The organism is Streptomyces sp. NPDC058664 (assembly GCF_042716635.1).
Taxonomy (GTDB): Bacteria; Actinomycetota; Actinomycetes; order Streptomycetales; family Streptomycetaceae; genus Streptomyces.
In genome coordinates this window covers 1-16830 of sequence record NZ_JBHXRW010000043.1, presented here as the reverse complement: position 1 = coordinate 16830, position 16830 = coordinate 1, and the positions used below count along the sequence as shown (strand labels likewise).

General features: G+C 74.4%; 10 protein-coding genes. 3 read left to right on the top strand and 7 right to left on the bottom strand.

What is annotated here, in order from left to right; translation table 11 throughout:
* Positions 1-40: 40 nt before the first annotated feature.
* Positions 41-3481, bottom strand: coding sequence for an ATP-dependent helicase (locus ACFWUY_RS29040; protein ID WP_384115968.1), 3441 nt, complete (start codon positions 3479-3481; stop codon positions 41-43).
* 221 nt (positions 3482-3702) lie between these two features.
* On the bottom strand, positions 3703-4068 hold the full coding sequence (locus ACFWUY_RS29035; RefSeq protein ID WP_384115965.1) for an MGMT family protein: 366 nt from the start codon (positions 4066-4068) through the stop codon (positions 3703-3705).
* A 210-nt stretch (positions 4069-4278) separates the two neighbouring features.
* On the opposite strand from ACFWUY_RS29035, the gene ACFWUY_RS29030 reads away from it, so the two are divergent.
* From ACFWUY_RS29030 to ACFWUY_RS29020, 3 genes are all read left to right on the top strand, one after another.
* Positions 4279-6930, top strand: a complete 2652-nt coding sequence (locus tag ACFWUY_RS29030; RefSeq protein ID WP_384115962.1) for a lysylphosphatidylglycerol synthase domain-containing protein — start codon at positions 4279-4281, stop codon at positions 6928-6930.
* A gap of 249 nt (positions 6931-7179) precedes the next feature.
* Positions 7180-8754, top strand: coding sequence for an alpha/beta hydrolase (locus tag ACFWUY_RS29025; RefSeq protein WP_384115959.1), 1575 nt, complete (start codon positions 7180-7182; stop codon positions 8752-8754).
* 97 nt (positions 8755-8851) lie between these two features.
* A complete protein-coding gene (locus tag ACFWUY_RS29020; protein ID WP_384115956.1) occupies positions 8852-10405 on the top strand; it encodes an alpha/beta fold hydrolase in 1554 nt (517 codons plus the stop codon).
* 90 nt (positions 10406-10495) lie between these two features.
* Here the strand turns inward: ACFWUY_RS29020 and moeZ are convergent, their stop codons facing one another.
* The 5 genes from moeZ to ACFWUY_RS28995 form a co-directional block, all read right to left on the bottom strand.
* A complete protein-coding gene (moeZ, locus tag ACFWUY_RS29015) occupies positions 10496-11674 on the bottom strand; it encodes an adenylyltransferase/sulfurtransferase MoeZ (RefSeq protein WP_384115953.1) in 1179 nt (392 codons plus the stop codon).
* A 63-nt stretch (positions 11675-11737) separates the two neighbouring features.
* Positions 11738-12484, bottom strand: a complete 747-nt coding sequence (locus tag ACFWUY_RS29010) for a spherulation-specific family 4 protein (protein WP_384115951.1) — start codon at positions 12482-12484, stop codon at positions 11738-11740.
* On the bottom strand, positions 12472-13443 hold the full coding sequence (locus tag ACFWUY_RS29005) for an NAD-dependent epimerase/dehydratase family protein (RefSeq protein ID WP_384115948.1): 972 nt from the start codon (positions 13441-13443) through the stop codon (positions 12472-12474). The genes ACFWUY_RS29010 and ACFWUY_RS29005 overlap by 13 nt, the downstream gene beginning before the upstream one ends.
* 130 nt (positions 13444-13573) lie before the next feature.
* Complete coding sequence (locus tag ACFWUY_RS29000; RefSeq protein ID WP_384115945.1) at positions 13574-14935, bottom strand: hypothetical protein; 1362 nt, start codon at positions 14933-14935, stop codon at positions 13574-13576.
* Positions 14928-16673, bottom strand: a complete 1746-nt coding sequence (locus ACFWUY_RS28995) for a glycosyltransferase (protein ID WP_384115942.1) — start codon at positions 16671-16673, stop codon at positions 14928-14930. The genes ACFWUY_RS29000 and ACFWUY_RS28995 overlap by 8 nt, the downstream gene beginning before the upstream one ends.
* Between the last annotated feature and the right edge of the window lie 157 nt (positions 16674-16830).

Here is a 16830-nt window from a genome sequence, read left to right as displayed (position 1 = left end):
CGCGTACCCGCTACTCCGCGCCCCGCGGGACCGTCCCTGGTCAGTCGACGACCTGGCGGCCCTCCGGCCGGGCGCTGCACGAGGACCGGAAGGAGCAGGTCGTGCAGTGCTGTCCGGTGGTGGGGGTGAAGCGCTCGTCGAGGACCCGGCCCGCGGCGTTGGCGAGCAGCTCACCGACCCACTCCCCCGCGAGCGGTTCCTGCGCCTGGACTTTCGGGAGGGCGTCGCCGCCCTCCTTCTGCGGGGCGCTCTGCCGCAGTTGTACGAGTTCGGCGCCGCCCGGCTCCGGACGGCGGCCGTCGAAGACCTCGTCGAGGGCGCCCTCGCGGACCGCGAGCTGGTAGACGGCGAGCTGCGGGTGGTGGGCGACCTCGTCGCGGGTGGGGGCCGACTTGCCGGTCTTGAAGTCGACGACGTACGCGCGACCCTGTTCGTCGGTCTCGACCCGGTCCATGGAGCCCCGGATGCGGACCTCGTACTCCCCGGCCTCCAGGGTCACGTCGAAGCCGTGTTCCGAGGCGGCGGGGGTGCGGCCGCCGCGGTCCATGACGTGCCAGCTCAGGAAGCGTTCGAGTGCCACGCGCGCGTGCTGCTTCTCCTGGGCCGACTTCCAGGGGGCGTCGAAGGCGAGGGCGTCCCAGACGGAGTCGAGGCGGGCCATGAGGACATCGAGGTCGGCGGGGGTCCGGCCGGAGGCGACCTCGTCGGCGAGGACGTGGACGACGTTGCCGAAGCCCTGGGCGGCGGTGGCGGGGGCCGCGGCCTTGACCTCGCGGCCGAGGAACCACTGGAGGGAGCAGGTGGTGACCAGGTTCTCCAGGGAGCTCGGCGAGAGGGCGACCGGCCGGTCGCGCTCGCGCAGCGGCACCGCACTGTGCGTCGGCTCGAACAGTCCCCACCAGCGGTCCGGGTGCGCGGCCGGGACCAGCGGCTGGCCGTCCTCGTCGGTGAGGGCCGCGAGCCGGGCGAGACGGTGGGCGGCCGCGTCGCGGAGCGCGGGCGAGGCGTCCGGGTCGACGGTGGTGGCGCGCAGTTCGGCGACCAGCGCGGAGACGGCGAGGGGACGGCGGGGGCGGCCGGGGACGTCCCTGGGCTCGGCGCCGAGCTCGGTGAGGAAACGGGAGGGCTGGTCGCCGTCCTCCGCCGCGGCCTTCACCGCGGTGACGACGAGCCGGTCACGCGCGCGCGTGGCGGCCACGTAGAAGAGCCGGCGTTCCTCGGCGAGGAGGGCGCCGGGGGTGAGCGGCTCGGCGAGGCCGTCGCGGCCGATGCGGTCGGCTTCGAGGAGGGAGCCGCGGCGGCGCAGGTCGGGCCAGAGGCCCTCCTGGACGCCGGCGACGACGACGAGCCGCCATTCGAGGCCCTTGGAGCGGTGGGCGGTCATCAGGCGGACGGCGTCGGGCCGGGTGTGACGGCGGGTGAGGGTGTCGGCGGCGATGTCCTGGGCGTCGAGCTCTTCGAGGAAGTTGAGGACACCGCGGCCGCCGACGCGCTCCTCGGCGCGGGCCGCGGTCTCGAAGAGGGCACAGACGGCGTCGAGGTCACGGTCGGCGTTGCGGCCCGCGGGGCCGCCGCGGAGGGCGGCGCGCTCGAGGCGGCCGGGCCAGGGGGTGCCGCTCCAGAGGACCCAGAGGGCCTCTTCTGCGGTGCCGCCGGCTTCGAGCAGCGCCCGGGTCTCGGCGAGCAGGTCACCGAGCCGCTTGGCGCCCCGCGCGTACGCCGGATCGTGTGCGGCCAGTCGCTCGGGTTCCGCGAGGGCGCGGGCGAGCAGGACGTCGGAGGGGGGCGGGACGTTGTTGCCTCCGGCGCGCTCCTCGTCCCTGAGGGCCCGCCCCAGGCGGCGGAGGTCGGCCGGGTCCACTCCCGCGAGGGGGGAGGCGAGGAGTTCGAGGGCGGTCTCGACGGGGAGCCAGGTGGCGGTGGCGTCCGGCTCGGGCTCGGGCTCGGTGGGGGCGTCGTCCGGCTGCGCGCCGGGGGCGGGGTGCGGAGGGAGCGCCGGCGGTGCGGCGGCGTGGGTGGTTGTGCCCACCCGTTCCGCCCCGGCGGGACGCATGCCCACGACCTGGTCCGACGCGGGTACGGGCTCGCTCACAACCTGGTCCGCGGAGGACACCGCCCGGAGCGCCAGTAGCAGGGGTGCCACCGCCGGTTCGTGGCGGAGGGGAGTGTCCGCCGCGTCCGTCTCCACCGGGACGCCCGCCGAGGTGAGGGCGCGGCGGAGGGGCGGGAGGGAGGCGGCGGCGCGGGTGAGGACGGCCATGTCCTGCCAGGGGACGCCGTCCTCCAGGTGGGCGCGGCGCAGCAGGTCGGCGATGTTCTCGGCCTCCGCCGAGGCCGTGGGGTACGTGTACGCCTCCGCCCCGCCCCCGTCCCGTGCCGCCGTGAGTTCGCGGTGGGCGCGGACCTTGTCGGCGGGGAGCCGGGGCATCGGCATCCGCAGGGCGAGCAGCCGGGTCGCTTCGAGCAGGTCGGATCCGGAGCGGCGGGCGGTGCGCAGGACGCGTACGTCCGCGCCGCCGAAGGAGGAGGGGAAGTCGAGGATGCCGTTCACGTCGGCGCCCCGGAAGGCGTAGATGGACTGGTCCGGGTCGCCGAAGGCGACCACCGTGCGGCGGCCGCCGCCCGTGAGCGCGTGGAGGAGCCGGACCTGCGCCGGGTCGGTGTCCTGGTACTCGTCGACGTACACCGCGTCGTACGCGGGCAGGCTGATGTCCTCGGCGAGGAGCACGGCCCGGTGGACGAGCTCCGTGTAGTCGAGGACGCCCTGGAGGTCGAGGACGTCGAGGTACTCGGCGAGGAAGCCGGCGGCGGCCTTCCAGTCCGGGCGGCCGACGCGGTCGGCGAAGCGGGCGAGGGCGTCGGGTCCGAGGCCCAGTTCGCGGGAGCGCGCGAGGACGGCCCTCACCTCGTCGGCGAAGCCGCGGGTGGTGAGGCAGGCGCGCAGTTCGTCGGGCCAGCCGATCCGTCCGAGGCCGGACTTCTCCAGGTCGACGTGGCCGGCGAGCAGCTCGCGTACGGCGAGGTCCTGCTCGGGTCCGGAGAGCAGTCGCAGGGGTTCGGCGAAGAGTTCGGCGTCCTGGTGGGCGCGGATCAGGGCGTAGCAGTACGAGTGGAAGGTGGTGGCCTGCGGCGGGCGGCGGCCGCCGAGCCGGGCGGCCATGCGGTCGCGGAGTTCGACGGCGGCCTTGCGGCTGAAGGTGAGGACGAGGAGGCGTTCGGGGTCGGCGCCCTTCTCCACGCGGGCGGCGACGGCCTCGACCAGGGTGGTGGTCTTGCCGGTGCCGGGTCCGGCGAGGACGAGAAGCGGTCCGCCTGTGTGGTCAACCACTTCCCGCTGGGCTGCGTCCAGCTGAGGGGGATCCATCGGGGCCGGCGTGGTACGCACCAGTCGGTACGCGCCCGGGGTCCGCTGCCGTCCCGGCCCCGGGTACGGCTGTCCCTGGGGCGGCGGCGTACGCCGGGTGGTGGAGGAGGTACTCACGTGGGTCGCCGGTCCTGGTGGGAGTGGTGGTGCGGGTGAGACAGCCGTCCACCACGGCCGGCCACCGAGCTCGTCGGCCCGCCGCCCCGGAAGACGCGAACGCAGACGTTACGCGAAACGGGCCGTCGCCGAGCCGTACTCCGTGTCCCGTTACGTACCGTGTGTGCCGCGCCGGGCACCGCTCGTGCCCCGTCCGGCCCGTGCTCCCCCGGCCGGCGGTCTCAGGTGTGAGTTCCGTCCCAGCGGGCCCGCCGCATGTCGATCCTCGGTACGTGTCCCTCGGCCGCCCGGCCCGCCCCGCGCAGCGGGGTGCCCTCCTCGCGGTAGTGGCCGAGGGCCCTCAGTTCGTGTCCGGGCAGCAGCGTGCCGTCGGCGCGGACCACCCGCCACCAGGGCGCGGTCCCGCCGTACAGGGCCATGACCCGGCCGACCTGGCGGGGTCCGCCCTCGCCCAGCCATTCGGCGACGTCGCCATAGGTCATCACCCGGCCGGGCGGGATCCCGTCGGCGACGTCGAGCACCCGCTCCGCGTACTCGGGCAGTTCCGCGCTCTCCCCCACAGGTTCCTCCATGCTCATCCGTCCCATCGTGCCTCACCCCACCGACATGGCCCTGATGCCTCCGCGTGGCGGCTCTTCGTGCCACCATCGTGCGGGCGGTGACTGGTGATACGAGATCAAGAGCGACAAGTACAAGAACACGGACAAGAACAAACGCACGGGCAAAAGCATCAGCAAGAGCACGGACAAGAGCTCGGACGAGAACGAGAACGACAAGACGCGCATGCAGAGACGGACATGGTGATGGGCCAGGACACGCAGCCTCCCGAGGGGGGCCAGGCCGACGTGCCCGAGCGGGTCTCCGGCGACGAGCCGCTGCTCGCCGCCCGCGTCCACCGACCCTCCGACCTGATGCGGCTGCTCTCCGGTCTCCTCGCCATCGCACTGGTCATCGCCGTCGCCGCGTTCGCCCACGCGACGACCTCGGGCCTGGAGAAGGACATCAACGAGGGCGCCGGCGGCGCCCCGGACGTCTTCGTCAAGATCGCCGGTCTCCTCTCCTCCATCGCCGTCCTGCTCGTCCCCGTCGCCTTCGCCATCGAGCGCCTGATCAAACGCGACGGGCTGCGCATCGCGGACGGCGTCCTCGCCGCGGTCCTCGCGCACGGCGTCACCCTCGCCACCGATCTCTGGGTCGCCCAGGCCGCGCCCGGCACGATCCAGGACGCGCTGACCCAGCCGCAGTCCGGCGGCGGGCTCACCGACCCGGTGCACAACTACCTGGCCCCGGTGATCGCGTACATGACCGCCGTCGGCATGGCCCGCAGGCCGCGCTGGCGGGTGTCGCTCTGGATGGTGCTGCTGCTCGACGCGTTCACCATGCTGGTGGCCGGCTACACCACCGCGCTCTCGATCATCCTGACCGTCCTGATCGGCTGGACGGTGGCGTACGGCACGCTGTACGCGGTCGGCTCCCCCAACGTCCGGCCCACCGGGCAGACCCTCCTCGCCGGCCTGCGCCGGGTCGGCTTCCGGCCGGTGACGGCACTGCGCGCCGAGGGCGTGCCCGACTCCGCGGACAGCGCGGACCGGGGCCGCCGCTACATCGTGACCCTGGAGGACGGGCCGCCGCTCGACGTCACCGTCGTCGACCGCGAGCAGCAGGCCCACGGCTTCTTCTACCGCGCGTGGCGGCGGATCACCCTGCGGACGATCACCACCCGCCGTTCCATCGTGTCGCTGCGGCAGGCCCTGGAACAGGAGGCGCTCCTCGCCTACGCGGCGATCGCCGCCGGGGCGAACGCGCCGAAGCTGATCGCCACATCGGAGCTCGGTCCGGACGCCGTGATGCTCGTGTACGAGCACATCGGCGGCCGGAGCCTGGACTCGCTGGACGACCACGACATCACCGACGAGCTGGTCCGCAGCGCTTTCCGGCAGGTACGGGCGCTCCAGTCGCGCCGGATCGCGCACCGCAGGCTCACGGGCGACGCCATCCTGGTGGATCGTTCCGGCAGGGTGATCCTCACCGATCTGCGGGGCGGCGAGATCGCCGCGGGCGACCTGGTCCTGCGGATGGACATCGCCCAGCTGCTCACCACCCTCGGTCTGCGGGTCGGGGCGGAGCGGGCGGTCGCCGCCGCCGTCGAGGTGCTCGGCCCCGACACCGTCGCCGACTGCCTCCCGCTGCTCCAGCCCATCGCGCTGAGCCGCTCCACGCGCGCGACGCTGCGGAGACTGGCCAGGGAGCGGTCGGCCAGGGAGCGGGAGGCCGTGCTCGCCGCCTCGGAGGCCGCCAAGCGCGAGCGGGAACTGTTGAAGGCCCAGGCCGTGCGGGCCACCGCGGACCCCACGGCCGTACGCGCCGAGGCCAAGGCCGAGAAGAAGGCCGACAAGAAGGCCGACAAGAAGGCCCTCGACACGGCGCTCGACGAGGCCCGCGAGGAGGACCTGCTGGCCCAGATCCGCCGACAGGTGCTGCTCATCCGGCCGCAGGCCCCGGTGGAGCCGGTCCGTCTGGAGCGGATCAAGCCGCGGACCCTGATCAGTCTGATCGCCGGCGCGGTCGCCGCGTACTTCCTGCTCTCGCAGGTCGCCAGTACGCCGCTGTCGACGATCAGCGAGGCGGACTGGCGGTGGGTGGCGGCCGCGGTGCTGTTCTCCGCGCTCAGCTACGTGGCGGCGGCGATGAGCCTGCTGGGCTTCGTGCCGGAGCGGGTCGGGTTCTGGCGGACGGTGGTGGCGCAGGTCGCGGGATCGTTCGTGAAGATCCTCGCCCCCGCGGCGGTCGGCGGCGTCGCCCTGAACACCCGTTTCCTCCAGCGCGCCGGGGTACGGCCGGGGCTCGCGGTGGCGAGCGTCGGCGCCTCGCAGCTCTTCGGGCTCGGGGCGCACATCCTGCTCCTGCTCTCCTTCGGCTATCTGACGGGGACGGAGAAGTCGCAGTCCTTCACGCCGTCGAGGACGGTCATCGCCGGTCTCCTTACGGTCGCGGTACTCGTCCTCGTGATGACGGCCATCCCGTTCATGCGGAAGTTCGTGTCGACCCGGCTGCGGTCGCTCTTCGCCGGTGTGGTGCCGCGCATGCTGGACGTGCTCCAGCGGCCGATGAAGCTGCTGACCGGCATCGGCGGGATGCTGCTGCTCACCGCCTCGTTCGTGCTCTGCCTCGACGCCTCGATCCGGGCCTTCGGCCACGGTCACCAGACGATCAGCTACGCGAGCGTGGCGGTCGTCTTCCTCGCGGGCAACGCCATCGGCTCGGCGGCGCCGACGCCGGGCGGTGTCGTCGCGGTCGAGGGCGCGCTGACCCTCGGTCTCGTGGCGGTGGACCTGCCGCTCGAGGTCGCGACCCCCGCGGTGCTGCTGTACCGCCTGCTGACGCTGTGGATCCCGGTGCTGCCGGGCTGGCTCTGCTTCAACTGGCTGACGAAACGCGAAGCGCTGTGATCACCGGCACCCGGTAGCCCGGGACCGGCCTCGTGGAGCCCCTGGCCCGGGCTCCGGGCACGCCGGTGGTCCGGGCTCGGGCCACGCCCCGGTGATCCGGGCTCCGGCCGCGCCGGTGGTTCCGGACCCCGGCCGCGCCCGGTGATCCGGACCCCGGCCGCGCCGGTGGTCCGGGCCCCGGTCCCGCCCGGCCACCCGCATGGACCCCCGTCCCGCGCGGCGGCGGGGGCCGCGGCCCACGATGGGGGCATGCCGATCTCCGCCGCCCAGCGCGCCGCTCTGCTCACCGCCACCACCGTGCTGCTCGCCGCCGGGTGCTCGGACGGCGGAGACGGGGCGGCGGACCCGTCGAGGCCGAGCGGCTCGGCCGCGCTCTCGGCGCTGACGGCGCAGAAGCTGTCCTGGGCCCCCTGCCCGGCGCCGTCCGCCGCCGAGGGCGGCGGGGAGCCGCCCTCCCCGCTCCCCGGCGGCACCGCCTGGGAGTGCTCCTTCCTCCAGACGCCGCTGGACTGGTCGGTGCCGGAGGGCGAGACCATCGAGCTGGCGCTCATCCGGGCCCGGGCCCGTGACAAGGCCCGGCGGATCGGTTCGCTCGTCTTCAACTTCGGCGGTCCCGGCGGCTCCGGCGTCTCCGCGCTGCCCGGTTTCGCCGAGAAGTACGAGACCCTGCGCGGCCGCTACGACCTGGTGTCCTTCGACCCGCGCGGGGTGGGCCGCAGCGACCCGGTCGAGTGCGCGACCGACAAGGAGCTCGACGCGTACTACGCCCTGGACTTCTCGCCCGACGACGAGGCCGAGGAGCGGACGCTGTCCGACGCGCAGAAGAAGTACGCGGCCGGCTGCGAGAAGGACGCGGGACCGGCCCTGCCGCACGTCGGCACGGAGAACGCGGCCCGGGACATGGAGCTGATGCGGCAGGTCCTCGGGGACGACAAGCTCCACTACTTCGGCATCTCGTACGGCACCGAACTCGGCGGCGTCTACGCCCACCTCTTCCCGAAGAACGTCGGCCGGGCCGTCTTCGACGCCGTCGTCGACCCGGAGGCGGGCGTCGAGGAGGGCGCGCTCGGCCAGGCGAAGGGCTTCCAGCTGGCCCTGGACAACTTCGCGCAGGACTGTGTGGACCGCGGCGACGAGTGCGCCCTGCCCGGTACGAGCGTCGCCGAGATCGAGGCCTTCGTCATGGAGCTGCTCGCGGCGCTCGACAAGAAGCCGATCCCGGGCATCGGCGACCGGAAGCTCACCCAGACGCAGGCCACCAACGGCATCGCGCAGGCCCTGTACTCCAAGGAGTTCTGGACCTATCTGGAGCAGGGTCTCGAAGCGGCGGACGGCGGCGACGGGGCGCTGCTCCTCTCCCTCTCCGACTCGATGAACGGGCGCAGCCAGAACGGCTCCTACAGCAACATCCAGGCCGCCAACACCGCCATCAACTGCGTGGACTTCAAGGAGCGCTACACCCTCGGCCAGGCGAAGGAGCGGCTCGGCGAGTTCCGGGAGGCCTCCCCCGTCTTCGGGGACTTCATGGGCTGGGCCCTCTCCAGCTGCTCGCAGTGGCCGGTGGCGGGCACCTGGGAGCACCCGGACGTCTCCGCGCCCGGTGCGGCCCCGATCCTGGTCATCGGCAACACCGGCGACCCGGCCACGCCGTACGCGGGCGCCCGGTCGATGGTGAAGGCGCTCGGGCAGGGCGTCGGCGTGGAGCTGACGTACGAGGGCGAGGGCCACGGCGCCTACAACATCGGCGGCGCGTGCGTGAAGAAGGCGGTCGACGCGTACCTCCTGGACGGCAGGGTCCCGGCCTCGGGGACGGTCTGCAAGTAGGCCGCCCGCCCGGCCGGGACGGCCGCCCCGCCCAGGACGGCCGCCCCGCCTAGGATGGCCGCCTTGCCGGGATCTGGGGGGACGCATGCCCACACACATGTCCATACGCGTACACATGGCCGTGCTGGCCGCGACCGGGGTGCTGGTCGCGGGCTGTACGAGCACGGAGGGCGGGGCCCCGGGCGCCACGTCGGCCCCGTCCACGGCCGGCGACGCCAAGCCCTCGGTCACCGCCTCGGCGACGGCCGCCCCCGCGCTCCCCGGACCCCTCACCGGCCAGCGCCCCGACTGGAGGCGCTGCCCGGCCCCGGAAGGCGGGCAGGGGCCCGGCACGAAGTGGCGCTGCGCCACGGTGACGGTGCCGGTGGACTACGCGAAGCCGGAGGGCGCCACCCTCCCGGTCGCGCTGATCCGCAAGGAGGCCACCGACGAGCGGGCCCGCATCGGTTCGCTCCTCTTCAACTTCGGCGGCCCCGGGGCCTCCGGGGTCGCGATGCTGCCGCAGCTGGAGGAGGAGTACCGGACGCTCGGCGAGCGCTACGACCTGGTCGGCTTCGACCCGCGGGGCGTGGGCCGCAGCGCCGGCGTGGTCTGCCGGAGCGACGCCGAACAGGCCGCCGCCGAGGCCTCGGTCGACCTCACCCCGGACACGGCGGCCGAGGAGGCCGCGTACCTCGAGGACGGCGCCGAATTCGGCGCCGGCTGCGCCCGCCGCTCCGGCGGGCTGCTCGCCCACACGACGACCACCGCGACCGCCCGCGACCTGGACCTGGTCCGGCAGGTCCTCGGGGACGAGAAGCTCCACTACTTCGGCATCTCGTACGGGACGCAGCTGGGCGGCACGTACGCCCACCTCTTCCCCTCGCGCGTGGGCCGGCTCGTCCTCGACGCGGTCGTCGACCCGACCGCCGACGGCGTCGGGCACGCCCGCCACCAGACGATCGGCTTCCAGCGGGCCCTGGACAGCTACCTGAAGAGCACCGGTCAGGACCGGAAGGCCGGGACCGAGCGGATCTCGGGTCTGCTGCGGAAGCTGGACCGGGAGCCGCTGGCCGTCGGCGGGCGGAAGCTCACCGAGAGCCTGGCGCTCACGGGCATCGCGGTCACGCTGTACGGGCAGGGCAACTGGCCCCTTCTCACCGAGGCCCTGAGCGAGGCCGAGCAGGGCCGCGGCGACGCCCTGCTCCAGCTCGCCGACTACTACAACGACCGGGACGAGAAGGGTCGTTACTCCACCCAGTCGCACTCCCAGCGGGCCATCTCCTGCGCCGACTCCAGCGAGCGGCCGACCGCCGCGCAGGCGAAGGCGCTGCTGCCGGAATTCCGCTCCCTCTCCCCGGTGTTCGGCGCGTTCCTCGCCTGGGACACGGCCGGCTGGTGCGCGGACTGGCCGGTGAAGGGCGAGCGGGCCACGCCGGAGGCGAGCGCCCCGGGCGCCGCCCCCGTCCTGGTCGTGGGGACGACGGGCGACCCGGCCACGCCGTACGAGGGCGCGGAGAGGATGGCGAAGGAGCTCGGGGACGGGGTCGGCGTCCTGCTCACCAACAAGGGTGAGGGCCACGGCGCCTACGGCACCTCGCGGTGCGTGACGCGGACGGTCGACGCGTACCTCCTGGAGGGCACGGTCCCGAAGTACGGCACGACCTGCTGAGCTCACGAGGAGCCCACGGGAAAGGCCCCGGACCTCGCGAGGAGTCGCGCGGTCCGGGGCCTTCCGTGTGCCGTCCAGCCGTCCGGCCGTCTAGTAGACCGGCTTCTCGGGCTCGATCTGGTGGACCCAGCCGATCACGCCGCCACCGACGTGCACCGCGTCCGCGAAGCCCGCGGACTTGAGCACGGCGAGGACTTCCGCACTGCGGACACCCGTCTTGCAGTGCAGGACGATCCGCTTGTCCTGCGGGAGGTCCTGGAGGGCCGCGCCCATCAGGAACTCGTTCTTGGGGATCAGCCGCGCGCCCGGGATCGAGACGATCTCGTACTCGTTGGGCTCGCGGACGTCGATGATGTCGATGCCCTCGCCCTCGTCGATCCACTCCTTGAGCTGCTTCGGAGTGATCGTGGAGCCGAGCGCCGCCTCCTGGGCCTCCTCGGACACGACGCCGCAGAAGGCCTCGTAGTCGATGAGCTCGGTGACGGTCGGGTTGTCGCCGCAGACCGCGCAGTTCGGGTCCTTGCGGACCTTGACCTGGCGGTACTGCATCTCCAGGGCGTCGTAGATCATCAGGCGGCCGACCAGCGGGTCGCCGACGCCGGCGAGCACCTTGATGGCCTCGGTGACCTGGATGGAGCCGATGGACGCGCACAGCACGCCCAGGACGCCGCCCTCGGCGCAGGAGGGGACCATGCCCGGCGGCGGGGGCTCCGGGTAGAGGCAGCGGTAGCAGGGGCCGTACTCGGACCAGAAGACGGACGCCTGACCGTCGAAGCGGTAGATCGAACCCCAGACGTACGGCTTGTTCAGCAGCACGCAGGCGTCGTTCACCAGGTAGCGGGTGGCGAAGTTGTCCGTGCCGTCGACGATCAGGTCGTACTGGCCGAAGATCTCCATCACGTTCTCGGCCTCGAGCCGCTCCTCGTGAAGGATCACGTTCACGTACGGGTTGATGCCGAGCACGCTGTCGCGCGCCGAGGCGGCCTTGGAGCGGCCGATGTCGGCCTGGCTGTGGATGATCTGGCGCTGGAGGTTCGACTCGTCGACCTCGTCGAACTCCACGATGCCGAGCGTGCCCACGCCGGCGGCGGCCAGGTACATCAGCGCCGGGGAGCCGAGGCCACCGGCGCCGACACACAGCACCTTGGCGTTCTTCAGCCGCTTCTGCCCGTCCATCCCGACGTCCGGGATGATCAGGTGGCGGGAGTACCTGCGGACCTCGTCTACGGTGAGCTCGGCAGCGGGCTCGACCAGGGGTGGCAGCGACACGGGGACTCCGGTGGTCGGTATGTCAGTACGGTTGTTCTCCCCGTAACACTGCCACGCCCCTTCTCATTCCGAGACACCCGGTCCGATCCGCGAGACGATTTCGTCCCAGTAGCCGGGCAGCGAGTGGAATGGGGTGGTTTGTCCCGAGGCCCCCGTCCGGTCCGTGAAGAAGATCGTCCCGGCCCCCTGCCAGCGGGCGATCCGCAGGGCCTCGTCGAGATGCGTGCGCGGGACCCCGTGCACGAGATGGACGAACTTCGACTCCGCGTACTCGGCGGTCCACTCGGCCACCTGCGACCAGCGGTAGTCCACCCAGGCCCCGGAGAACGTCACCAGCTGGTCGGCGGTCTCGGCGTACCCCGGATGGGGGTGGGTGCCGTGCCCGAGGACGAGATGGGCCTCGCCGCCGAGGACCGCCTCCAGGGTCGCGGCGACCCGCCGCACGCCGGCCAGGTCCGCCCGGTCCGCGGGGCAGCGGTCCAGGTAGTAGCCGTCCACCTTGTACCAGTCGAGGAAGCGGTGGGCTTCGGAGACGAGCTCCCCGAACGGCCGGGAGCCGTACGCCGCGTCCAGGTGTCCGAGGACCTTGACCCCGGCGTTGCGGAGCCTCCCCGCCGCCTCCAGGCAGTGCGGGTCGGGACGGCTCCCCGGCCCGTCCGCCACGTTGAGCACCGCCCAGTGCAGCGGGGTCCCCGGGCGGGTCAGCTCGCCCCACTCGACCGGGGCGAGCAGCGGGTGGGCGTAGCCGGGCACGCCCACCCCGAGGGCCTGGATCGCCCCGGTGGCCGTGCTCGTCGTCAGATGCGACACGCCGCCTCCATCCAGATGTCGGCGAGCGACTCCTCCAGGTTGATCCGGGGCCGCCAGCCGAGCCGGTCGCGGGCGGTGCGGACGTCGGCCTGCTGCCAGGGGCCGCAGCCGTCGGGGTACGGGTAGGGGGCGGCGGCCAGCTGGTCGGCGATGGTCCCCTCGCTACGGGGGGCGCCGATCATCGGGCGCTGCGACATGCCGTGCGGGGCGTCCAGCTCGTGCAGGTTGCCGGCGTAGCCCGCGACCCTGGCCAGGACGGCGGCGGCGTCCCTGAGCCGGACGGCGCGGCCGGTGGCGATGTTGACGACGCCCTGGGCGGCGGAGAGCGAGGCCGCGTGGACGGCCCGCGCGACGTCCCGTACGTCGACGAAGTCCCGCTGCACCCCGAGGCCGCTGAGCTTGAGCTCGCCGTCACCGGCCTGCATGGCCCGGCGCATCGCCTCGGCGAGACGGCCGAGCGGCGAGCCCGCGGGCGTGCCGGGACCCACGGGCGAGAACACCCGGAGCACCACGGCGTCGAGCCCCGACCCGAGGACGAGTTCGGTCGCCGCCAGCTTCGAAACCCCGTACGGGCCGCCGGGGCGCGGCACGGCGTCCTCGGCGGTGGAGGAGCCGGGCTGGCTCGGCCCGTACTCCGAGGCGCAGCCGACCTGGACGAGCCGGGCGCCGCAGCCGCTGCGGCGCAGGGCCTCGCAGACCGTGGCGACGGCGACGGTGTTGTGCCGGGTCAGGTCACGGGCGCCGCCGCGGGTGGCGCCGGCGCAGTTGACGACGACGCCGGGGTGGACGGCGTCGAGGAAGCGGGTCAGCGCTCCGGGGCTGCCGGAGGCGAGGTCGAAGCGCACGTCGGCGTCGTCGCCCCGGCCGAGTGCGGTGAGGTGGACGGCCGGGTCGGCGAGCAGCCGGTCGGCGACGAAGCGCCCGATGAAGCCGTTGGCTCCGAGCAGTAGCACCCTCATCGTGCGGCCCCTTCGTGCCGACCGGCCGGTGCTGGGGGTTGCGGGGTCATGGTCTTCGGTCTCCTTGCGGGGTGATGAGAGAGGCGACGGGGCACGCCCGCGGCGTCGGCTCCGCGGGGGCGCGGGGGGTTCACGGGATGGTGTGGGCCGAGGCCCGGACGAGGGCGCCGGTCGCGTGGGCCAGCAGACCCAGCGCGGCGGCGCCGCAGACGAGGGTGGGTACGGCCCCGGGGCCCCAGGTGTCGACGACGGCGCGCACCGGGGTGGCGAGCGCGTCGAAGCCGGGGACGGGGACGCGGGCCGCCAGGACGCTCGCGAGGGCGAGCGCCTCGGCCGCGCCGGCGGCCGCGAGGGCGGCGGTGGCCGTCCCGGGGAAGCCGTGGACGGTGAGGAGCCGGGCGAACAGCAGGAGCGCGCCGAGGGCCAGGGCCTCGGAGCTGAACCCGGTGAGGCCGAGCAGGACGGTGAGGGCGAGCAGCTGGAGGGTCACGGTGCCGAGGAGCAGCGGCCGGGTGCCGGCGGCGAAGTCGGCGAGCCCCCGGCTGTCGGCGATCCTGCGGCGCGCCCGGTTCGCGAAGAGCTGGGCGCACCAGGCGGCGGGGGCGACGGCGAGGGCGAGGCCCAGGACCGGTCCGGGGGTCAGCTCCCAGGGGCCGTCGGGGCCGCCGCTGAGGACCTGGGCCAGGAGGCCGTCGCCGCAGACCGCGTACGCCAGGAGCCAGAGCGTCCAGAGACCGGCGGCGGGCACGGTGCCGCCCTCGGGGGCACGGAAGGGACCGCGCCGGACGGCGAGGAGGAGGGCCCCGGCGAGCAGGAGCGCGCCGGCCACGCCGACGGCGAGGCGTGCGGGGCCGTGGGTGACGGCGAGTCCGATGCCGGTGAGGGCCGCGGCGGCGCCGGGTGTGAGGACGGCGAGCACCCAGGCGTCCGTGCGGAGCGCGGCCGGCACCGGGGGCGGGGCGGCGCTCTCGCCGCCCCGGGGCACGCGCGCGTAGAGCTCCTCGGCGAGCGAGAAGACGTCCCGGTGGCGGAACCGTGCGGCGGTCCGGTCGGTGAACCCCTGGGCTTCGAGCCCGGCGGCGATCTCCAGCGGGTCGACGGCGCGCGCGCAGAGCTCCTGGTGCCGGTGCATGAGCACTCTGACGGGATCGGCGTTCCCGCGCCGTGCGCGGGGGGCGGGAGCGGCGGGACCGGGCGTACCGGACGGGGCGCTCGACGTACCGGCCGCGTCGGCCGGGGTGTCGGTGTCGTCCGCCGTCGGAGTCTTCGCCGGAGCCGGTGAAGGGGCGGCGGGCGTGATGGCGGGGGCCGGGGCTATCCCGGGTGGTGGGGCGTCGGCGGGGCCCTTCCGGGTGCCCGTGTCCGGGTCGAGGGTTCCGCCGGTGCACGGGGTCGGCGCGGGGGCGCCGAGGAGGGCTTCGGAACGGGCGTCCCAGGCTCCGGGGCTCGTCGGGGCGGCGGAGCCGCGCATGGGGGTGCCTCCTTCAGGCATCGGGGGCTCCTGTCCCGGCGGCCACGGTCCTGTGCGCCCAGCTGCCCGGTACGTGTGCCTCGGCGGGGTGGGCGAAGGGCACGCCGTCCCCGGGGCGGTGGCGCACCGGCGCGTGGGAGAGGAGCTCCAGGTAGATGTCGCGGAACGCGGCGAGGTTCTGTTCGACGGTGAAGAGTTCGAGCGCGCGGGCGCGGGCGGCGGCACCCAGGCGGTACCGGCGCTCCGGCTCGCGGAGCAGCGCGAGGCAGGCGTCGGCGAGCGCCCGGGGATTGCGCGGGGGAACGACGAGGCCGGTGCCGCCGATGATCTCGACGACCGCGCCGACGTCGGTCGAGACGGTGGCGCGCGCGCAGAACATCGCCTCGACGAGGTTGGCGGGGAATCCCTCGACGACGCTGGACAGGACGACGACCGCGCCGGAGGCGTAGACGTCCTCCAGGGTGGGCGCCTCGGGGCCGCCGAGCTCCTCGAAGGTGACCGGGTTCTCTCCGACGGCGTGGGCCCCGGCGGCCTCGTCGGGGAAGAGCTGGGCGGCGAGTCCCGCGCAGTGCGCGAGGTACGCGCCGGCTCCGGCCTCCCGTACGGGCAGCCCGACGATCCTCAGCCGGGCGTCGGGCTGCCGGGCGCGGACCTCGGCGAACGCGTGCAGCAGGGCGACGAGGTCCTTGGCGGGCTCCACCCGTCCGACCCAGACCAGGGTGGTGGGGTCGCCGCTCTCCTCGTCCTCGCCGACCTCGGCGAAGCGGTCGGCCGCCATGCCGGGGTGGACGGTGCGGATCCGGGCCCGGTCGGCGCCGCACTTCTCCTGCCAGCGGCGGGTGTGGGCGTTGCCGGGGGTGAGGAGCGCGGCCTGCCCGTAGACCTCGGCGGCGAGCCGGCCGTGGAGGGCGGCGAGCAGGGTCCGCAGCGGGCCGGAGCGGTCGGCGCCGGCGGCCGAGAGGTAGTGGGAGCGGAGCTGTACGCCGTACTCGGTGACGAGCAGCGGGGTCCCGAAGAAGTGTTTGGCCAGCAGGCCCGGGAGGGCGGTGGTGCCCCCGGCCGCCGCGTGGCAGAGGTCGGCGGCGCCGAGTGCGTCGTCCGCGTACCAGTCGAGGGAGAGCGGGCGCAGGGTGCGGGCCAGGTGCTCGGTGAAGGCGAGGTGGTCGGGGAGGCCGGCGGCGGCCGCGCCCCGGCGTGCGCCGGGCGCGCGGCAGGCGGATTCGAGGATGCGGACGGCGTCGTCGGAGCGGAGCGCGCCGGGCAGTCCGCCGCGCTCGCGGGCGAGTTCGGCGAGCGCGTAGAGCCCGGCGGCGAAGGCGCTCGCCCCGCGAGGGCCGCCCACCGCCGCAGCGCCCACCACCGTGTCGCCCGACGCCGTGTCGTCCACCGCCGTGCCGTCCACCGCCGCGTCGCCCATCGCGGTGTCGTCCTCCGCGCAGAGGCCGAGCGCCAGCTGCCGGAAGGCCTCGGTGAAGCGGCGGCGGTCACGCCGGCCGTAGGCGCGGCGGGCGGCGCGGTGGTCGCCGAGGACGGTCCGCTCCAGGAACGTCCTGGCTCCCGGGGCCGCGTCGGAACCCGAGGGGTCGGCGGTCCGCACGAGGCGGGCGTTCGGGGGGAGCTCCGACGGGGTGCCGGTCCCGCCCAGGGCGTACAGGTCGAACCGGTGCCGGCCGAGTCCCCGTACGAGACGTTCGCACCAGAGTCCGGACTCACCCCCGGCGTACGGGTGGCCACCCTCCGTGAGCAGTCCGATCCGCACGAGTGCACCCCCGATCTCCGTTGACGGCGGCCACCGTTGGTCCGGCGACTCGCAGCGGGACGAACGTAAGCGGAGACACCCGTGGTGGGGGGGGGGGGGGGGGGGGGGCGCACCAGGGACGGGGGGGGGAGGGGGGAGTAAATAAAAGAAAGAAAAA